This window comes from Nonomuraea sp. NPDC048882 (assembly GCF_040649755.1).
In the GTDB taxonomy this organism is placed as follows: Bacteria; Actinomycetota; Actinomycetes; order Streptosporangiales; family Streptosporangiaceae; genus Nonomuraea; species Nonomuraea maheshkhaliensis.
Genome location: NZ_JBEZGB010000002.1, coordinates 479,632 through 494,985 on the forward strand (window position 1 = coordinate 479,632; position 15,354 = coordinate 494,985).

General features: G+C 70.0%; 17 protein-coding genes and 1 riboswitch. Of the genes, 6 read left to right on the forward strand and 11 right to left on the reverse strand.

Going from position 1 to position 15,354, the window contains the following annotated elements:
* Window positions 1-829: 829 nt before the first annotated feature.
* From mptB to AB0C27_RS07445, 4 genes are all read right to left on the reverse strand, one after another.
* On the reverse strand, window positions 830-2,518 hold the full coding sequence (mptB, locus tag AB0C27_RS07430; protein ID WP_357839249.1) for a polyprenol phosphomannose-dependent alpha 1,6 mannosyltransferase MptB: 1,689 nt from the start codon (window positions 2,516-2,518) through the stop codon (window positions 830-832).
* Between the two features lie 475 nt (window positions 2,519-2,993).
* Window positions 2,994-3,536 (reverse strand): DinB family protein, encoded by a 543-nt coding sequence (locus AB0C27_RS07435; protein WP_357839252.1) that lies wholly within the window; start codon window positions 3,534-3,536, stop codon window positions 2,994-2,996.
* Between the two features lie 41 nt (window positions 3,537-3,577).
* Window positions 3,578-4,309, reverse strand: coding sequence for a glycosyltransferase (locus AB0C27_RS07440; protein WP_357839254.1), 732 nt, complete (start codon window positions 4,307-4,309; stop codon window positions 3,578-3,580).
* A gap of 169 nt (window positions 4,310-4,478) precedes the next feature.
* Window positions 4,479-4,826, reverse strand: coding sequence for an STAS domain-containing protein (locus tag AB0C27_RS07445; RefSeq protein ID WP_106247413.1), 348 nt, complete (start codon window positions 4,824-4,826; stop codon window positions 4,479-4,481).
* Window positions 4,827-5,013: 187 nt separating this feature from the next.
* On the opposite strand from AB0C27_RS07445, the gene AB0C27_RS07450 reads away from it, so the two are divergent.
* A complete protein-coding gene (locus tag AB0C27_RS07450; RefSeq protein ID WP_357839258.1) occupies window positions 5,014-5,409 on the forward strand; it encodes a hypothetical protein in 396 nt (131 codons plus the stop codon).
* 7 nt (window positions 5,410-5,416) lie between these two features.
* On the opposite strand, the gene AB0C27_RS07455 is transcribed toward AB0C27_RS07450, so the two are convergent.
* Window positions 5,417-6,550, reverse strand: a complete 1,134-nt coding sequence (locus tag AB0C27_RS07455) for a HAMP domain-containing sensor histidine kinase (protein ID WP_357839260.1) — start codon at window positions 6,548-6,550, stop codon at window positions 5,417-5,419.
* Entirely contained in the window at window positions 6,550-7,245 is a 696-nt protein-coding gene (locus AB0C27_RS07460) for a response regulator transcription factor (RefSeq protein WP_346102159.1), read from the reverse strand. Before AB0C27_RS07460 ends, AB0C27_RS07455 begins: the two co-directional genes overlap by 1 nt.
* 152 nt (window positions 7,246-7,397) lie before the next feature.
* Between AB0C27_RS07460 and AB0C27_RS07465 the strand changes: the two genes are divergently transcribed.
* The 3 genes from AB0C27_RS07465 to yidC all read left to right on the forward strand — a co-directional run bounded on the left by AB0C27_RS07465 (window position 7,398) and on the right by yidC (window position 8,528).
* Window positions 7,398-7,571 (forward strand): hypothetical protein, encoded by a 174-nt coding sequence (locus tag AB0C27_RS07465; RefSeq protein WP_181308202.1) that lies wholly within the window; start codon window positions 7,398-7,400, stop codon window positions 7,569-7,571.
* On the forward strand, window positions 7,571-7,768 hold the full coding sequence (locus AB0C27_RS07470; RefSeq protein ID WP_357839265.1) for a DUF6412 domain-containing protein: 198 nt from the start codon (window positions 7,571-7,573) through the stop codon (window positions 7,766-7,768). The genes AB0C27_RS07465 and AB0C27_RS07470 overlap by 1 nt, the downstream gene beginning before the upstream one ends.
* 94 nt (window positions 7,769-7,862) lie before the next feature.
* On the forward strand, window positions 7,863-8,528 hold the full coding sequence (gene yidC, locus AB0C27_RS07475) for a membrane protein insertase YidC (RefSeq protein ID WP_357839268.1): 666 nt from the start codon (window positions 7,863-7,865) through the stop codon (window positions 8,526-8,528).
* Here yidC and AB0C27_RS07480 read toward each other — a convergent pair.
* Window positions 8,512-8,943 (reverse strand): ATP-binding protein, encoded by a 432-nt coding sequence (locus tag AB0C27_RS07480; RefSeq protein ID WP_357839270.1) that lies wholly within the window; start codon window positions 8,941-8,943, stop codon window positions 8,512-8,514. The genes yidC and AB0C27_RS07480 overlap by 17 nt on opposite strands.
* A gap of 142 nt (window positions 8,944-9,085) precedes the next feature.
* A complete protein-coding gene (locus AB0C27_RS07485; RefSeq protein ID WP_357839273.1) occupies window positions 9,086-10,954 on the reverse strand; it encodes a PAS domain S-box protein in 1,869 nt (622 codons plus the stop codon).
* A gap of 191 nt (window positions 10,955-11,145) precedes the next feature.
* On the opposite strand from AB0C27_RS07485, the gene AB0C27_RS07490 reads away from it, so the two are divergent.
* Window positions 11,146-11,625 (forward strand): methylated-DNA--[protein]-cysteine S-methyltransferase, encoded by a 480-nt coding sequence (locus AB0C27_RS07490; protein WP_357839276.1) that lies wholly within the window; start codon window positions 11,146-11,148, stop codon window positions 11,623-11,625.
* Here the strand turns inward: AB0C27_RS07490 and AB0C27_RS07495 are convergent.
* The 3 genes from AB0C27_RS07495 to AB0C27_RS07505 all read right to left on the reverse strand — a co-directional run bounded on the left by AB0C27_RS07495 (window position 11,585) and on the right by AB0C27_RS07505 (window position 13,840).
* Window positions 11,585-12,922, reverse strand: coding sequence for a cytosine permease (locus tag AB0C27_RS07495; protein WP_357839279.1), 1,338 nt, complete (start codon window positions 12,920-12,922; stop codon window positions 11,585-11,587). The two genes, AB0C27_RS07490 and AB0C27_RS07495, sit on opposite strands and share 41 nt — an antisense overlap.
* Window positions 12,912-13,024, reverse strand: a riboswitch (TPP riboswitch). (Overlaps the previous gene by 11 nt.)
* Before the next feature lie 64 nt (window positions 13,025-13,088).
* Entirely contained in the window at window positions 13,089-13,412 is a 324-nt protein-coding gene (locus tag AB0C27_RS07500; protein ID WP_357839282.1) for a rhodanese-like domain-containing protein, read from the reverse strand.
* Entirely contained in the window at window positions 13,409-13,840 is a 432-nt protein-coding gene (locus AB0C27_RS07505; RefSeq protein ID WP_346102144.1) for a helix-turn-helix domain-containing protein, read from the reverse strand. The genes AB0C27_RS07500 and AB0C27_RS07505 overlap by 4 nt, the downstream gene beginning before the upstream one ends.
* 77 nt (window positions 13,841-13,917) lie before the next feature.
* On the opposite strand from AB0C27_RS07505, the gene AB0C27_RS07510 reads away from it, so the two are divergent.
* On the forward strand, window positions 13,918-15,321 hold the full coding sequence (locus tag AB0C27_RS07510; protein ID WP_357839286.1) for an MFS transporter: 1,404 nt from the start codon (window positions 13,918-13,920) through the stop codon (window positions 15,319-15,321).
* Window positions 15,322-15,354: the final 33 nt, after the last annotated feature.

Below are 15,354 nucleotides of genomic sequence, written 5' to 3' on the forward strand. Positions count from 1 at the left end.
GTGATCGTGACGATCCTGGCCATCGCCGGGCTCATCACCGCCGCCGCCTTCGCCGGTCCGTGGCGTGCGGACGTGCTCGGCCCGCTCACCGTCGTCTCCGCCGTCACCTCGGTCGCCCTCCTCCTCGATGTCATGACCGGCTCGAAACTGCAGGTCAATGCCGTGTCCGGTTACGAGCCTGTGACCGGAGGCCGCTTCTACGGCTTCAGCAACATCGCCTTCGCCATCTACGCCACGGGCACCGTTCTGGGGCTCGCGGGGGTGGCTCAGTGGTTGCTGCGCCGGGGGCTGCCCAGGGTCCTGGTCGTGGTTTTGTGTGGTCTGTACGGGGGATTCGCGGTGTTCGCGGACGGATGGCCCTCCTGGGGTGCGGACTTCGGTGGGGTGCCGGCGTTCGTGATCGGTCTGGCCGTCTTCCTGATCCTGCTGTCGGGCAAGCGAGTTTCCCTGTTCCGGCTCGCGCTCGTGGGCCTGGCCGGGGTGGCGTTGGTGGGCGCCCTTTCCGTGTTCGACTGGTTGCGGCCCGACGCGGAACGCACCCATCTGGGCACCTTCGTCCAGCAGGTCATCGACGGGCAGGCGTGGACCGTGGTCGGCCGCAAGTTCGGCGCCATGATCGGCGTAACCGTGGGGAACTGGTCACTGACGCTCCTTTCGCTGGTCGCTCTGGCCTTCCTGTTCCTGGTACTGGCCCGTCCTTCGCGCTGGGGAGCCCCCGCCCTCGGCCAGGCCTACCGCCTGGCCCCGACGCTCAGAGCCGGCCTCTTCGGGGCCCTGACGTCCGCCTTCGTCGGCTTCCTGATGAACGACTCGGGCATCGCCATCCCCGCTATGGCGTTGACCGTGGCCGTTCCGCTAACGCTGGCGGCGTGCGTTCGCGCCCTGCAACTCTCCAAGCCCACACCACCAGCGCCACGGTCAGAGCCAGCAGAGCCCAGGCGAGCTGAGGCCTGACCACCTCCCTGAGCCACAGCAGGTCGTCGGGCTGCCCGTCCACCCTCGCGGGGAGGTAGGCCAGCGACAGGACCAGCAGGTGCGCGACCACGAACCCGTCGAGCGCCGAAACCCCGACCAGGGCCAGCAACCCGAAGGCCAGCCCGTCGTACCAGGGCAGGATGTACGGCGTCGCGAACAGGTAGGCCACCATCAGCCCGACCGCCACCACCGGCGCCTCCAGCCCCCCGCTGGGGGAAGGATGAGGGCCCTGCGCGAGGGAGCCCGTGCGGTAAGCGCCGGTGGGCGGGAGGGAGTCTGGGTGGGCGGGGGCGTGGTGGCGGAGGAGGGACCAGGCGATGAGGGCGAGCAGTAGGAGCGAGCCGATCTGGATCTCCCCCCGGTAGGCGCTGCCCAGGCCCACGATCGACTGCAACCACCCCTGGACGAGCTTCCAGAACGAGACGTGCGAGATGGACTTGCTCGTACGAGTCATCGGCTCGAACGCGTCCGGCCCGACGATCGCGTATCCCACCGCCACCACCGCGACCGCGCACCCCGCCATGACCGCCAGCCGGGCGGGGCGGCGCCGCAGCTCCCAGGCCGGGCCCAGCGCCACGAGGCCCGCGTTGACCTTGATCGCCACGCCCAGGCCGAGCAGGACGCCGGAGCCGACCGGCCGGGCCCTAGCCAGAAGTGCGGCGACCATGCAGGCGATGGCGAGGGTGTCGACGTGCATGCCCGCCACCAACTGGTAGAGCAGCAGCGGGTTGACCGTCCACAGCAGGGCTCCGCGCAGGCGTCTGGCCGGGTCGGCTCTGGTGAAGCGGTCGATGAGCAGGGCTGTCGCGATGAAGGCGGCGGCGTTGAACAGGGCCAGAACGAAGATCGTCAGCCGGAGCGAGTCGCCGCCGATCCAGCTCGCCACCGCTTGCAGGGCGGTGGCCACCGGGCCGTAGACGCTGGGCTCCTCTCGCCATGGATTTTCCACGGCGTCGGCGATCGGGTCGCCGGGCAGGTCGGCCGCTCCGTGGGTGTAGGGGCTGAGGCCCAGTGTCACCATGCGGCCGTACGCGGCGTAGTTGAGGTGGTCGCCGGAACCGGAGGGCGGCAGGAAGGCCAGGATCGCGGCGGCCGTGCAGCCGATGAGCACCAGTGTCTGGGCCCCACCGGAGAACACCCCGATCCGTTGTCGGCCTGCGGCTTGGGACCCGACTTTCCCTTGTGGTTGGGAACGGCCTTTCCCTTGCGGTAGGGAGCGGGCCTTCCCTTGTGGTTGGACACGGGGGGTCGGCAGGTGGGCGGGAGATCTTGTCGCGTACAGGGCTGTGAGGAGGCCGAGGCCGCCGAGGATGAGGGCGGCGGTCGCGAGGATGACCACCAGGTGGGGGTCAGGGGCGAGGGCGAGCGAGTAGGGCGGGTGCCAGGCCGGCCCTGGCAGGGCGGGGACCATCGGTGACGGGCCCATGAGGCCGATGATGATCGTCAGCAGGATCGAGACGCCGATCGCCGCCATGCCGATCGCCGCCATGGCCGGCCCGGCGAGCCGGTCTCTGACCCTTTCCTGCCACGTCTCCGAAGTCACCGGGAAATTCCAGCACACTCGCGGAAGGGTCACCGCCAGACCTGGCTCGCCTGTGGATAACGGCCCAACCTGTGGATGACTACGAGCGGGTTCCGTGCACTCCTGTGGATCCGTCGCCCATCTTCCGGTGGATCCGGCTCAGGCGCTCAGACAAAGAGTCCGATCCCGGACCCGGCGACCGGCACCGCCACGATGGCCGATTCCGTCAACGCGCGGGGCGAGATCACCGGATGGGCGTGGCCCCCGACGGTTCGCGGCGCGCTCTCGTGTGGCGGCCGGCGCCCGGGAACACATGAGCCTCAGCAGGCCGGCTGTGGCGGGCCGCGTCCGGGAGTTCCTGAGCCTCACCCGGCCGGCGCGGCCGAGACCGGTGAGCAGGCCTCCTCCTGAACCCTCGGCCAGGTGGCCGAACCCTCGGAAGAGGCCGTCAACACCCGAAGAAGTCCGTCCGGGGCAGGAGGGGGCCGGCGGCCGGCTACTCGCCGACGAGCCCGTCCACCGACTCCCTGATGAGGTCGGCGTGGCCGTTGTGGCGCGCGTACTCCTCGATCATGTGCACCACGAGCCACCGCAGGCTCGGCGCCGTCCCGTCCGACCGGGTGCGCTGGGCGAGCTGGCCCATGCCGCCCCCGCCCGCCAGCGCCTCCTCCACGGCCGCCCGCGAGCGGGACACCGAATCGTCCCAGAGCGCGTAGATCTCCTCGGGGGAGTCGTCGGCGGCCGAGTGCCAGTCCCAGTCGACGTCGGCCTTCCAGTCGACCGTGCTCCACAGCGGCTGCCCCTCGCGATCGTGCAGCGTCCGGGAGAACCAGTAGTCCTCCACGTACGCCAGATGCTTGAGCATGCCGCCCAGCGTCATCGTCGACGCCCCGACGGTCGCCTTCAGGGCGGCCCGGTCCAGCCCGCCGCACTTCCATGCGAAGGTCGCGCGCTGGAATTCCAGGAAGCCCAGCAGGATCCCGGTCTCGTCGGCGGCGATGGGAGGTTCGGGACGGCCCTGCTCGTCCAGGTCTGTCATGGCCGGTGAGTCTAGATCACAGGGCCCTCGGCGCGACAGGGTCAGCGTTTGGGACGCAGCAGCTTGTCGAGGTTGTGGGCGACCAGATGCTCCCGTGCGGCCAGCGCCCGCGCCACGTCCCGCAACTGCTTGGCCCGGTGGAGCTGAGCCCGCCAGTCGGTGCCCGTCGCCCGATGGGCCATCTCCACCTCGACCTCGGTGATCCGGTATCCCCTGCGCAGCAGGTCGATCGTCAGCGCCGTCTCGACGCCGAACCCGTGGGCCAGCGGCCTGGCCGCCTCGAAGGCGGCCCTGGTGAGGCAGCGCTGCCCGTTGAGCGGCTGGGCGGCGTCGAAGCCGGTGGCCCGGCGGATGCCCTCTTTCGACAGGCGTACGACTAAGCCGTGGCCCCCGAGCTTCACCCGTGTGCTGAACACCGCGATCGTCATGTCGGCGGTGCCCGCGCGTACGGGCTCGATGAGCGGGGCCGCGGCCTGGGCGGTCTCGCCCAGGTCGGCGTCGAGGAAGAGGAGATGGCGCGGCTCGGCGTCCTCGTCGAGGAGGCGCACGGCCTCGGCTCCGGTCTCCATCGCCGCGGCCTTGCCCCGGTTTCGGCTGTGCCGCACCACCCGGGCTCCGGCCGCGCGCGCCACCCGTCCGGTCTGGTCGGACGAGCCGTCGTCGACAACCACGACGAGATCGACGCCGGGCAGGGCCGCGGCGGCCTTGACCGTCGAGGCGATGCGATCGGCCTCGTTGGCGGCCGGGATGACGACGGCGGTGTCGCCGCTCACGAGCCCTCACCTCCCTTGCACGAGATCTCGGAACGGACGCGCTCCGCACTCGCCGATCGCGGGACCCCGGAACGGCCGCGCTCCGACCGCGGGACCTCGGAACGACCGCGCTCCACGCCCGCCGACCGCGGGACCCTGGAGCGGCCGCGACCCGCGCCCGCCGATCCGGTCATGATCCCTCGGCGATGAGGAATTCCTGCGGCACCTCATCATGCACGGTGAACACCGAGTCGAGCCCGGTGACCTGCAGAATCTTGCGTACGGCAGGACGCGGCGCGGCGACTTCGAGCGACCCGCCCTGCTCTTTCATGCGTTTGAGTGCCGAAAGCAGCACGTTCATCCCCGTGGAGTCGCAGAAATCCACGGCGGACATGTCGATGACCACCCGGCTGGGCCCGTCCTGCAGCAGCCGAGTGAACTCGGACTGCAGGTGGGGCGCCGTATAGAGGTCGATTTCTCCGGTGATGGCGACGAGCGCGCACCCGGCATGTGATCGAGTCGAGACCTTGAGCTCCACATGGGCAGGCTAGCGGGGCGATGGCTTCCGGTCACGTTGTCACGCCGATAGGGGAACCACAGGTTTTTGTCCTCCGTTTGGGCTCCATGAAAACGGAGAGTACGCGAAGCTTGACAGCGTGACACCGGAAGCGGCACATCTTCGCGGCGAGGGAGGGGCTGGGGCGCGACCGACGGGCCCCGCATCGATGAACGCAGAGAAACCCGAAGATCCTCAGCGTCAGGGGCTCCGAGAACGTCTGGAGGCCATCCTCATCAACACAGAGAAGGCGACGCCATGGCATGACGAAGCCGACCGCCTGCGCGGCCTGGTGAACCACGAGGGCTACGTGCCGATCAGCACCCGGCTCGGGATCGAGGACCTCGACTTCCTCGGCGGGGCCCGCACCGAGCTGCTCAGGTTCTCCGAGCTCGGGCTCAGGCTGCTCGACCTGCACCAGCCGCGTGACGCGGGCGGGATCACGAGTGACACCGCGCATCCGATCCTGCGCTGCCGGAGCTGCATGTGGCGCTGGCCGTGCCCGACATTTCGCGCCATGTCGGAGTCGTTCGGTGCGACCCGCGACCTCCAGGAGAACGTCTGACCGGTGGTCAGCCGCCGATCTGGGGCAGCCGGATCTCGAACCGGCACCCCGGCCCGTCGTTGACCACGCCGATCATCCCGTCGTGCGCCTCCACGATCCCTTGCGCGATGGCGAGCCCCAGCCCGGCCCCGCCATCGGCGGTAGGGGTACGTGCGGCCTCCCCCCGGAAAGCCACCTCGAACACCCGGGGCAGGTCCTCCTCGGGAATGCCGCCGCAGCAGTCGGTGACCGACAGGCAGGCCATGCCCTCGTCGTCCACCCCGGCCCTGAGCACCACGCCGCGGTCGGACGGCGTGTGCCTGATGGCGTTGACCACCAGGTTCCCCAGGGCCCGCCCCAGGGCCCCCGCGTCGGCCTCCACGGGCACGGCCGCCGACGCCTCGGCGGTGAGGAGCACGCCCTTGGCCCTGGCGAGCGGCTCGGCGCCGGCCAGGGTGTCGGCGACGAGGTCGGCGAGCCCGATCCTGGCCCGCGAGAGCCGCAGCGCCCCCGCGTGGATCCTGGACAGCTCGAACAGGTCGTCCACCATGCCCGACAGCCGCTCGACCTCCAGCTTGATCTGCCCGTGGTAGCGGGCGACCGTCTCGGGGTCGGACACCACGCCGTCCTCCAGCGCCTCGGCCATGGCCCGCATCCCGGCCAGCGGCGTACGCAGGTCGTGGCTCACCCACGCCACCAGCTCCCGCCTGGCCTCCTCCAGGGCCCGCTCCCGCGCGTACGCCTCCTCAAGGGTGTTGGCGATCGTCTGGAGCTCGGCCGGCAGCCCCTGGGGCGCCACGAACGGCAGGTCGCGTACGGCGTCCATCAGCCTCTTGCTCTCCCCGACCACCCGCTTGGCCAGCACGAACGCCACCCCCAATCCCACGAGCCCGCCCACGGCGACGACGCTGAGCACGAAGTCCTTGATCTCCCCCTCGATGATCATCTTCTGGATGATCGCCACGACGCCTGCCAGTGTGGCCGCCACCGCGACCACCACGACCACGGCCAGCATCACCCCGATCGACCTGGTGCGCAGCCGCCACATCACCCAGATGCCGGCCAGCGCGATCAGCAGCCCGAACCCGGCGGTGACCGCCACGACCATCGGCAGCTCCCCGGCCGCCACGGCCGGGGCGACCGCCGCACGCGGACCGAGCATCAGGAGCCCTCCAACGGCTCGTACCGGTATCCGACCCCCCACACCGTGACGATCCTTCGCGGCTCGGTCGGATCGGGCTCGATCTTCTCCCGCAGCCGCCGCACGTGGACGGTCACGGTGGACGAGTCGCCGAACGACCAGCCCCACACCTGGTTGAGCAGCGCCGACCGGCTGAACGCCTGCCGGGGGTTGCGCATGAGGTAGGCGAGCAGATCGAACTCCCTGGCCGTCAGCATCACCTCGCCGCCCCGCAGCCGGGCCTCGTGGGCGCCCACGTCCACGACCAGGTCCCCGTCACGCAGCACGCCGGTGCCGCCGGTGACGGAGGCCCCGCGCGCCCGCCGCAGCACCGACTGCACCCGCAGCGCCAGCTCGCGCGGGCTGAACGGCTTGGTCACGTAGTCGTCGGCCCCGGTCTCCAGCCCGACCACCCGGTCGATCTCCTCGCCCAGCGCGGTCAGCATGATCACCGGCACGGGCCAGCGTTCCCTGAGCTTCCTGCACACTTGCAGCCCGTCGATCTTGGGCAGCATCAGGTCGAGCACCATGAGGTCCGGCGGGTGCGCCAGCGCCCTGCGCAGCGCCTCGGCGCCGTCGCCGACGCACTCGACCTCGTGCCCGTCGCGCTCCAGATAGCGCGCCACGACCTCGGAGACCGTGGGATCGTCGTCCACCACCAGGATGCGCGTGTTCACCACTTCACCGTACGGCCACAACCCAGGGAAGCCGCGTTCACGTCACCGGTTCGTAAGCCTCGCGAGGTCATCGGCGCGCGGGCCTCGCCGATCATCCGCGTCGTTGCTTCGTAAGCCTCGCAGATCATCCGCCGAGGACGTACGGTTGCCTCATGGGTAAAGTCGTCATGCTCGTCGTCGGGACTCTCCTGGGTCTCTTCGTGCTCTTCAACTTCCTCCTGCCGATGCTGGTAGGCCTGGTCAAGCTGGCCCTGATCGTCGGCGTGATCGCCCTCGTCGCCTTCATCGCGGTCACCGTCGTGAGCAAGTCCTCCCGCTCACACTGATGCAGTTCCTGTTCGATCCGTGGCTGGTCGGGATCACCATGATGGCGATCCTGCTGCTGGCCATGTGGGCGGCCACGCTGCTGCCCGTCCTCGGCGGAGAGCCACCGGGCTTCCCGCTGTCCTACGCGCGCCGCACCGCCTTCCAGCGGCAGCGCGATCCTGACGCGGCCGGTCGCTCGCGTCCACGAGCTCCTTAGGCGTGCCCCGCTTCCCGTCAAGCGGGGCTCCCTCGTACGGGTGAGCCCTCGACTCTGCACGAGTCCACGAGACACCTACGAGAAAACAGGGCTCATGATCGATTCTCTTGTCACGTTCGTCATCGGCATGTCCGGCGGCAGTGCCGCCCTCGGCATCGTGCTGTTCACTCTGGCCGTACGGCTGCTTCTGCTCCCGCTGAACGTGCGCCAGGCCCGCACGACGAAGATCCGTGAACGGCTCGCACCCAAGCAGCAGGAGCTGGGCAAGCGCTGGAGCCGCAATCCCGAGCGCCTGGCCAAGGAGCTCAACGCCCTCTACGCGAAGGAGGGCAGCTCACCGTTCGCCGGGATTCTGCCGATGCTGGCGCAGTTGCCGTTCATGTGGCTGATGTTCCGGGTCGCCACGCATCCGACCGCACTGGCCGGTCATTCGTTGCTGGGGGCTCCGCTGGGTCAGCAGGTGGCGGGCATTGTGGCCAATTACGGTCTGGTCAGCCTGCCGTTTTCGGTCTTCATACTGGTCATCGTGCTGGTCGCGGCGGTGGCATGGTGGTCTTCACGGCAGATCGCGGCGAACGCCGCCAGGCAAGGCGAGATCGCGGGCGGGCAGCCCGAGGTGATGCGGAAGATCATGCGGTTGATGCCGTACGGCTCCGTGCTGGCCGCGCTGGTGCTCCCCCTGGCCGCCGGGCTCTATCTGCTCGTCTCCACGGCGTGGGCCACAGGCGAGCGCGGGGTGCTCGCTAGCCGGCCTCTCTGAGTGCCGCCACCTGCCCGTTCACCGTCTGGCTGGGGGCGGGCAGGATGGCCCAGACCGTCGTCGTGTCACCGTCGTGCCTGACCCCCCAGCTCTCCGCCACGTATTCCACGATGCCGAGCCCCCGGCCCCCGAGCGATGACAGGGTCGGGCGGCCCGCGCGCGGCTCGGTCGCCGCACCTCCGTCGCTCACCGCCACCTCTACGTGTTCGTCGCTTCGCAGCCACGCCACTCTCACCATGCCGGACGGAAGCGGATGCGCGTGACGCAGCGCGTTGCTCAGCAACTCGCTCACCACGAGCACCGCGTCGTCGATCGCGGCGGTGAAGACCCCACTGTCCTGCAGATCTGTGCTCAGACGCTGGCGGGCGACGGCGACGCTGGACGGCGCGTACGGCAGCAGCACCACGCTTGACACACCCACCTCCCCGTTACCTGTGCCCCCCGCGGGAACACTCCCCGGTACGACCGAAATGCCCCGTTACTCGATCCCAGAAACCGCATTGCGATCACAGCTTGTACTCATTGGACGATAGATCAGCTCAACCGTGACCACCTCGTTACCGCATCGGTGTGTCGGATCCGATAGGGGAAGCGCATCGCAGCACGAGTCGCATCCTGGTGCCCCCTTCCCGTCGCGGATGAGCGCTCACATCTCCTCCCTGTGCGCGCGCGAGACTGCGGACGATGTAGAGACCGAGCCCCACTCCACCAAACCGTCTCCGGTCGCCGCTGTCCACCTGGACGAAGCGCTCAAAGATCCGCTCCCGGTCACCAGGGGCGATACCGACGCCCTCGTCGTCCACGACGACGACCACGTTCTCACCGTCCGGCCAGGCGGCCACGCTGATGAGCCCGCCCTTCGGCGAGTACTTGAAGGCGTTCTCCAAGAGCTGACCGAGAATGATGTCCGTGGCCAGGGGATCACCGAGCACGTGCGGCAACCCCCGGGCGATGTCCACCTCCACGCGGTGCTTGTCCGACAGCGCCGGCAGGCCCAGCGTGGCCGCGTCGATCCGCTCGGCCAGATCGACCTCCTCGATCCGCACCTTGAGCTCCTCGGCCCCCGCCCTGGCCCCCAGCAGCAGGTGGTCCATGAGCTCGCCCAGCGACCTGGAGCGCTCGGCGATCGTGTGCACGGCGGCGCGGCGCTCGGCGTCGGCCATCTTGTCCCAGCGCGCGTCCAGCGTGCTGGCGAAGCCCCGCACGATCGTGATCGGCGTCCGCAGCTCGTGGCTGGTCGTGGCCAGGAAGAGGTCCTTGGCCTCCTCCAGCTCCTTGGCCGAGGTGACGTCGCGGAAGTCGACGACCACCTCGCCCGTCTCCTCGATCTGCGCGCTCACCACGTCCAGCCACCTGCCGTTCTCCATCTGGAAGGTGACCTTCTCGCCGGGCTTGGGCAGCGGGAACGGGGGCGGCGCGCCGATGACGGACTCGGGGGCCAGCGCGGTCAGGCCGGCCGCGGCCGGGTTCCAGCGCACCACCAGGCCGTCCTGGTCGAGCACGGCGATGCCGTCGGCGCTGGCGTCGAACACGGCCCGCTCGTGCGCCCGCTGTCGCACCGCCTCCTGGTAGGCCACCGCGTTGCCGACGGCGATGCCCGCGTGCCCGGCCAGCAGTTCCAGCAGCTCCAGCTCCAGGTGGCCGGGGTTGCGCCGGGCGAACAGCGCGTACAGCGCGCCGTACGGCCGCCCGCCCACGGCGGCCAGTCCCAGCGCGACCGTGTGCAGGCCGCGCAGCTGGGCCCACACCAGGTCGTCGAGCCCGTCGGACTCCAGCATGACGGTCTTGCCGGTGCGTAAGAGCCGGTCCACCAGGCTCGTACGCAGGTCGGTGGTGGTGCCTCTGATCGAGTCGGGCAGCTGGTACGTGCTCACCAGCCGCAGCCGGTCACCCTCGATGAGCACGAACCCGCCGGCGTCCGCCCCGGTCAGCTCGGTGAGGTTGGCCGAGATCCGGTCGAGCACGGCCGACAGCTCCAGCTCGGAGTTGATGTCGCCGACCACGTCGGTGAGCCGGCGCACGAGCCTGGCCCGGCGCGCCATCCGGTTCCTGGCCAGCTCGTCGGCCTGCGCCGGGTGGTAGACGCACACGTAGCCGCCCACGGCGCTGCCCAGCCGCAGCGCGCTGATGTCGACGCGCAGGTCGAGCAGGGCGCCGTCGTTGTGCAGCCGCTTGGTGCGCAGCGACACCGGCTCCCCGGTGCGTACGCGCTCCAGCACGGCGTTGTGCTCCGCGGTCAGCTCGTCGGGCACGATCGGCGCCCTGCGCCCGAGCACCTCCTCGGCCGCCCAGCCGAACACGCGCTCGGCGGCGGCGTTCCACACCAGGACGCTCTGGTCCCTGTCGAGCGCCACGACGGCGTTGGGCGAGCTGTCAAGCGCCGCGCGAGCGATCTCATCGTCACTACCGGCCCATTCGTCCCCCACTCCTCCATAGTGCACGTGGCGCGGTGGGTGCGTCGGGCGATCCGTCCGATACGCTGCGGTCACGGTGATTCCGGCGGGTGGAGGTTGAGGGTATGTCGAGCAACGATCTCGATGCCCTGCTGCGTGTGACCTCTAGCACCTATCGAGGTGATACGCCGCCTGACATCGCTTTCGGCACCTATGACGGCGCCGTGGGCCGATTGGTGCTGGCCGTGACGGGCAAGGGTGTCGCGGCGTGCAGCTTCGAGGCGGAAAACGACGTCTTCGAGCTGGTCAGCAGGCATGTGGGCAGCTTCATCGGGCCCGAGGCGAGGCGGCTGGACCCGGTACGCAGAGAGCTGGACGCCTACTTCTCCGGGCGGCTGCGCGCGTTCACGCTGCCGGTGGATCTGGCGCTGGCGACGCCGTTCGCGCGTACGGTGCTGCAGAAGACGATGGCCGTCCCCTACGGCACGACCACGACGCTGGAGGAGATCGGCCAGAGCATCGGCCGGCCGCGCGCGCTGCGCGCGATCGGCAACGCGCTGTCCTCCAACCCCGTCTGCGTGATCGTGCCCTGCCACCGGGTGGTGCGCGAGGACGGCGCGCTCGGCGACTACGCGGGTGGGCCCGTCGCCAAGCAGCACCTGCTCAACGTCGAACAGCGGGCCGGCGCAGCGCCAGGCCGATGAGCAGCGTGACGAGCGCGGCCACCAAGGCCCCGCCGAGCGCGCCGTTCATCCACGTCTGCCGGGTGAAGCCGATGGCCTCGCGCAGGCTCGCCCAGATCCCGTCCCACGCCTCGACCGTCGGCGTCGAGGTGGTCAGCCAGTAGGCCACGAAGCCGAGCGCCCACGGCACCACCATCGACCAGCGTGAGGGCGCGTCCTCCGCGGTGTTCCAGCCGGCGCCGCGGCGCAGCACGAAGTAGTCCACGGCCAGCACGGCGAACATCGGCACGAACACGGCCCCGATCACGCCCAGGAACGCGCCGTAGGACGTGACGTCCACCAGCAGCGCGATCACCACGGTGAGCACGCCGATGAGCACGGAGAAGACGCGCCGGTCCATCCGCGGCAGCACGTTCTGCAGCGACATCGTGGTCGAGTAGACGTTGGCGAAGGACTGGTCGGTCTCGCGCAGGACCAGGATGCCGAAGAACAGCGCGCCCAGCGGCATCGCCACGAACGGGCCGAACACCGCGGTCCCGTCGGCCTGCACCGCGGCGACGCCCGCCAGCGCCACCGCGTAGACGCCGAGCCCGAGGCAGGCGACCTGGGCCAGGGTGTAGCCGCCGACCACGCCGGTGAAGGCGGCCCTGCTGGAGCGCGAGTGGCGGGCGAAGTCCGCGGCCATGGGCACCCAGGACACCGACAATGCGATCACGTAGTCGACCGCGGCGGGGAAGGCGGTCCACGTCCCGCCGGTCTGCGGGGGCGCCTCACGCAGGAAGAACACCGTGAACCAGACCATCGCGATGATCACACCGACGGTGACGTACCGGCGCAGCAGCCGGATCGAGCCGAGCGGCCAGATGGTCAGCGCGGTGGTCAGCATCCCGGCCACGATCACCCACGCCTGGTACGGCACCGAGCCGAAGATCGCCGTGGCACCCTTGGCGATCACCCAGAGCTCGAAGGCGCCCCAGCCGAGCATCTGGACGATGTTCAGCACCGTCGGCACGTAGGAGATCCTGGCGCCGAACAGGCCGCGCAGCAGCACCATGGCCGGCTGCCCCGTACGGGTGCCGGGAATGGCCGACAGGCCCACCATGGCGGTGCCGATCAGGCTGCCCACCACCGTGGCCACGAGCGCGGCGCCCAGGGTGAGCGGGGCATCGCCCAGCGGGTTGATCAGGAACAGGGCGCCGGAGAAGCCGAGGAGGCTCACTCCGAGATTCGCCCAGAGCGCACCCTGATCGAGCACGCCCAGAGTCTTCGGCGCTTCGCCTTCGAGGGTCAGGGGGACTTCTTCGACGCCGTGCGACATCGCACACTCCCTACGCCGGCATTATCCGGACAGGTTCCGGCGGTCGGCAGCAGATGTGGCTGCCCTCTCAGCCCGGCACCCCGAGCTCCCGCGACGATATGTAATTTGCGCCCTCATCATGCCTTAATGACGGCAGAACCGCCATAGTGGGGGCCTTGTTACCGATTCAGGCGACGAACGGCTGTTGTCCCGTCTCGCTCACCATCGGCCGGCGGGAGAACTCCCACGACTGCATGCCGCCGCCGACGTTGATCGCTTCGCGCCCGAGCTGGTTGAGCCAGGCCGCGACCTGCATCGACCGGCCGCCCACGCGGCAGACGACGTAGACGGTCGTGTCGGCGGGGACCTCGTCGACCCGGCCCTGAATCTGGGTCATGGGGATGTGGACGGCCTGCGGCGCGTGGCCCGCCACCCATTCGTCCTGCTCGCGGACGTCGAGCAGGTAGGCATCGGCGGGAACGGCGCCCGCCTCGATCTCGGGAACGGTCATGACTCCATCATCTCGCGCCGCGCGTCGTAGGCGGCACGCGCCGCGGCGATCTCCTGTTGATGCGCCTCGGTCCACGTGACCAGGGACTTGATGGTCTCGTGCAGCGTACGGCCGAGCGGCGTCAGCGCGTAGTCCACCCGGGGCGGCACCACGGGGTGGACCGTGCGGCTGACCAGGCCGTCGCGTTCGAGCTGGCGCAGGGTGACGCTGAGCATGCGCTGGCTGACGCCGTCGATCTCGCGGCGCAACTGGGTGAAGCGCAGGCTCTGGCAGTCGAGCAGGGCGATGACCAGCAGCGACCACTTGTCCGCGATGCGGTCGAGGATCTGCCTGACCTCACAGTCCTCCCGGGTGTCCCACTGCCAAACGTCGTAGTCGTCCATGGTGCCTTCGCGGTAACCGAGTGATTCGAAAGTGCCGTCTTCCATCGTCTTTCATGCTGACCCATGATGAGGACGGTTACAAGAGATAACCGATATGCAGAAAAGTAACCGGGGGTCTTGCGATGTCTGTTCCTGCCCGATCGTGGGGCGTGCTGATCGTTCTGTGCGGCGCCATCTTCCTTGAGGGCATCGACGTGGCCATGCTGAACATCGCCCTGCCGGCCATCAGGGCCGATCTGGGGCTGTCCACGGGCATGCTGAGCGGGGTCGTGAGCGCGTACGTGCTCGGCTACGGCGGTTTCATGCTGCTCGGCGGCCGGGCGGCCGACCTGCTGGGACGGCGGCGGATGTTCCTGCTCTGGCTGGTGGTGTTCCTGGTCTTCTCGGGACTCGGCGGTTTCGCGAACGAGGGGTGGGTGCTGCTGCTGGCCAGGTTCGTCACGGGGGTGGCCGCCGCGTTCCTGACGCCGGCCGGGCTCTCGCTGATCACCACGACCTTTCCCGAGGGCCGGCTGCGCAACAAGGCCCTGCTCATCTACGCGGGCACGGCGGCGGGCGGCTTCGCGCTCGGGCTCGTGGCCGGCGGGCTGCTGACCGCGATCGGCTGGCGCTGGGTGTTCTTCGCGCCCGTGCTGATGTCGCTGCTCATCCTGATCGCCGCCGTCCCCCTGATCAGGGAGCCGGCCAGGGAGCACCGGCCGGCGGCCGGCGGGTTCGACGTGCTGGGCGCGGTGACGATCACGGGCGCGATGATGCTGCTGGCGTACGGCGTCGTACGTCTTGAGCACCCGGCCGACGGCTGGCCCCTCACGGTGGCGGCCTTCGCCGGCGGGCTCGCGCTGGTGGCGGCGTTCACCGCCGTCGAGCGCCGGTCGGCCAGCCCGCTCGTCCGGCTCGGCCTGCTGCGCTCGGCGCCGCTGATCCGGGCCAACGTGATGGCCGCCCTGCTCACGGCCTCGTTCTTCGGCTTCCAGTTCCTGGTCACGCTCTACCTCCAGGAGCTGCGCGGATGGTCGACCGTGCAGACCGGCCTGGCCCTGCTGGCGGCGGCCATCGACGTGGTGCTCGCCCCGGTGCTCACGCCCTGGCTGGTCAACCGGTACGGCAGCGCCAGGGTCGTGCTCGGCGGCCTGCTGTCGGGCCTGCTGGCCTACGCGTTGTTCCTCGGGGTGGGGCTCGACTGGACGTACGCGGCCATGCTGCCCTCCATGCTGCTCATCGGCCTGATGTTCGCCTTCGTCTACGGCCCGGTGACCATCGTGGCCACGGACGGCGTCGCCGAGCACGAGCAGGGGCTGGCGGGCGGGCTGATCAACTCCTCGTTCCAGTTCGGGGCGGCGCTGGGCCTGTCGATGGTGACCGCGGTCAACGTGGCCGCCCTGGGCGGAGCCACAGACCCCGAGGCCGGGCTGGCCGCGATGCGGACGGCGCTGCTGGTGCCCGTCACGGCCACGCTGCTGGGCGCGCTCGTCGCCGTGAGCGGCCTGCGTACGCGAACGAGAGACTGCGCCCTCAGCGCCGCGTGAAGCCATCGGGGCACGCGGCCAGGAGGGGCCGGT

Bases quoted from the DNA above. Each gene is read 5' to 3' on its own strand.
- AB0C27_RS07435 (WP_357839252.1), bottom strand. From the start codon at position 3,536: ATGACAGACCTGGACGAGCAGGGCCGTCCCGAACCTCCCATCGCCGCC.
- AB0C27_RS07450 (WP_357839258.1), top strand. From the start codon at position 5,014: ATGAACGCAGAGAAACCCGAAGATCCTCAGCGTCAGGGGCTCCGAGAA.
- AB0C27_RS07455 (WP_357839260.1), bottom strand. From the start codon at position 6,550: ATGCTCGGTCCGCGTGCGGCGGTCGCCCCGGCCGTGGCGGCCGGGGAG.
- AB0C27_RS07465 (WP_181308202.1), top strand. From the start codon at position 7,398: ATGGGTAAAGTCGTCATGCTCGTCGTCGGGACTCTCCTGGGTCTCTTC.
- AB0C27_RS07470 (WP_357839265.1), top strand. From the start codon at position 7,571: ATGCAGTTCCTGTTCGATCCGTGGCTGGTCGGGATCACCATGATGGCG.
- yidC (WP_357839268.1), top strand. From the start codon at position 7,863: ATGATCGATTCTCTTGTCACGTTCGTCATCGGCATGTCCGGCGGCAGT.
- AB0C27_RS07495 (WP_357839279.1), bottom strand. From the start codon at position 12,922: ATGTCGCACGGCGTCGAAGAAGTCCCCCTGACCCTCGAAGGCGAAGCG.
- AB0C27_RS07500 (WP_357839282.1), bottom strand. From the start codon at position 13,412: ATGACCGTTCCCGAGATCGAGGCGGGCGCCGTTCCCGCCGATGCCTAC.
- AB0C27_RS07505 (WP_346102144.1), bottom strand. From the start codon at position 13,840: ATGGAAGACGGCACTTTCGAATCACTCGGTTACCGCGAAGGCACCATG.
- AB0C27_RS07510 (WP_357839286.1), top strand. From the start codon at position 13,918: ATGTCTGTTCCTGCCCGATCGTGGGGCGTGCTGATCGTTCTGTGCGGC.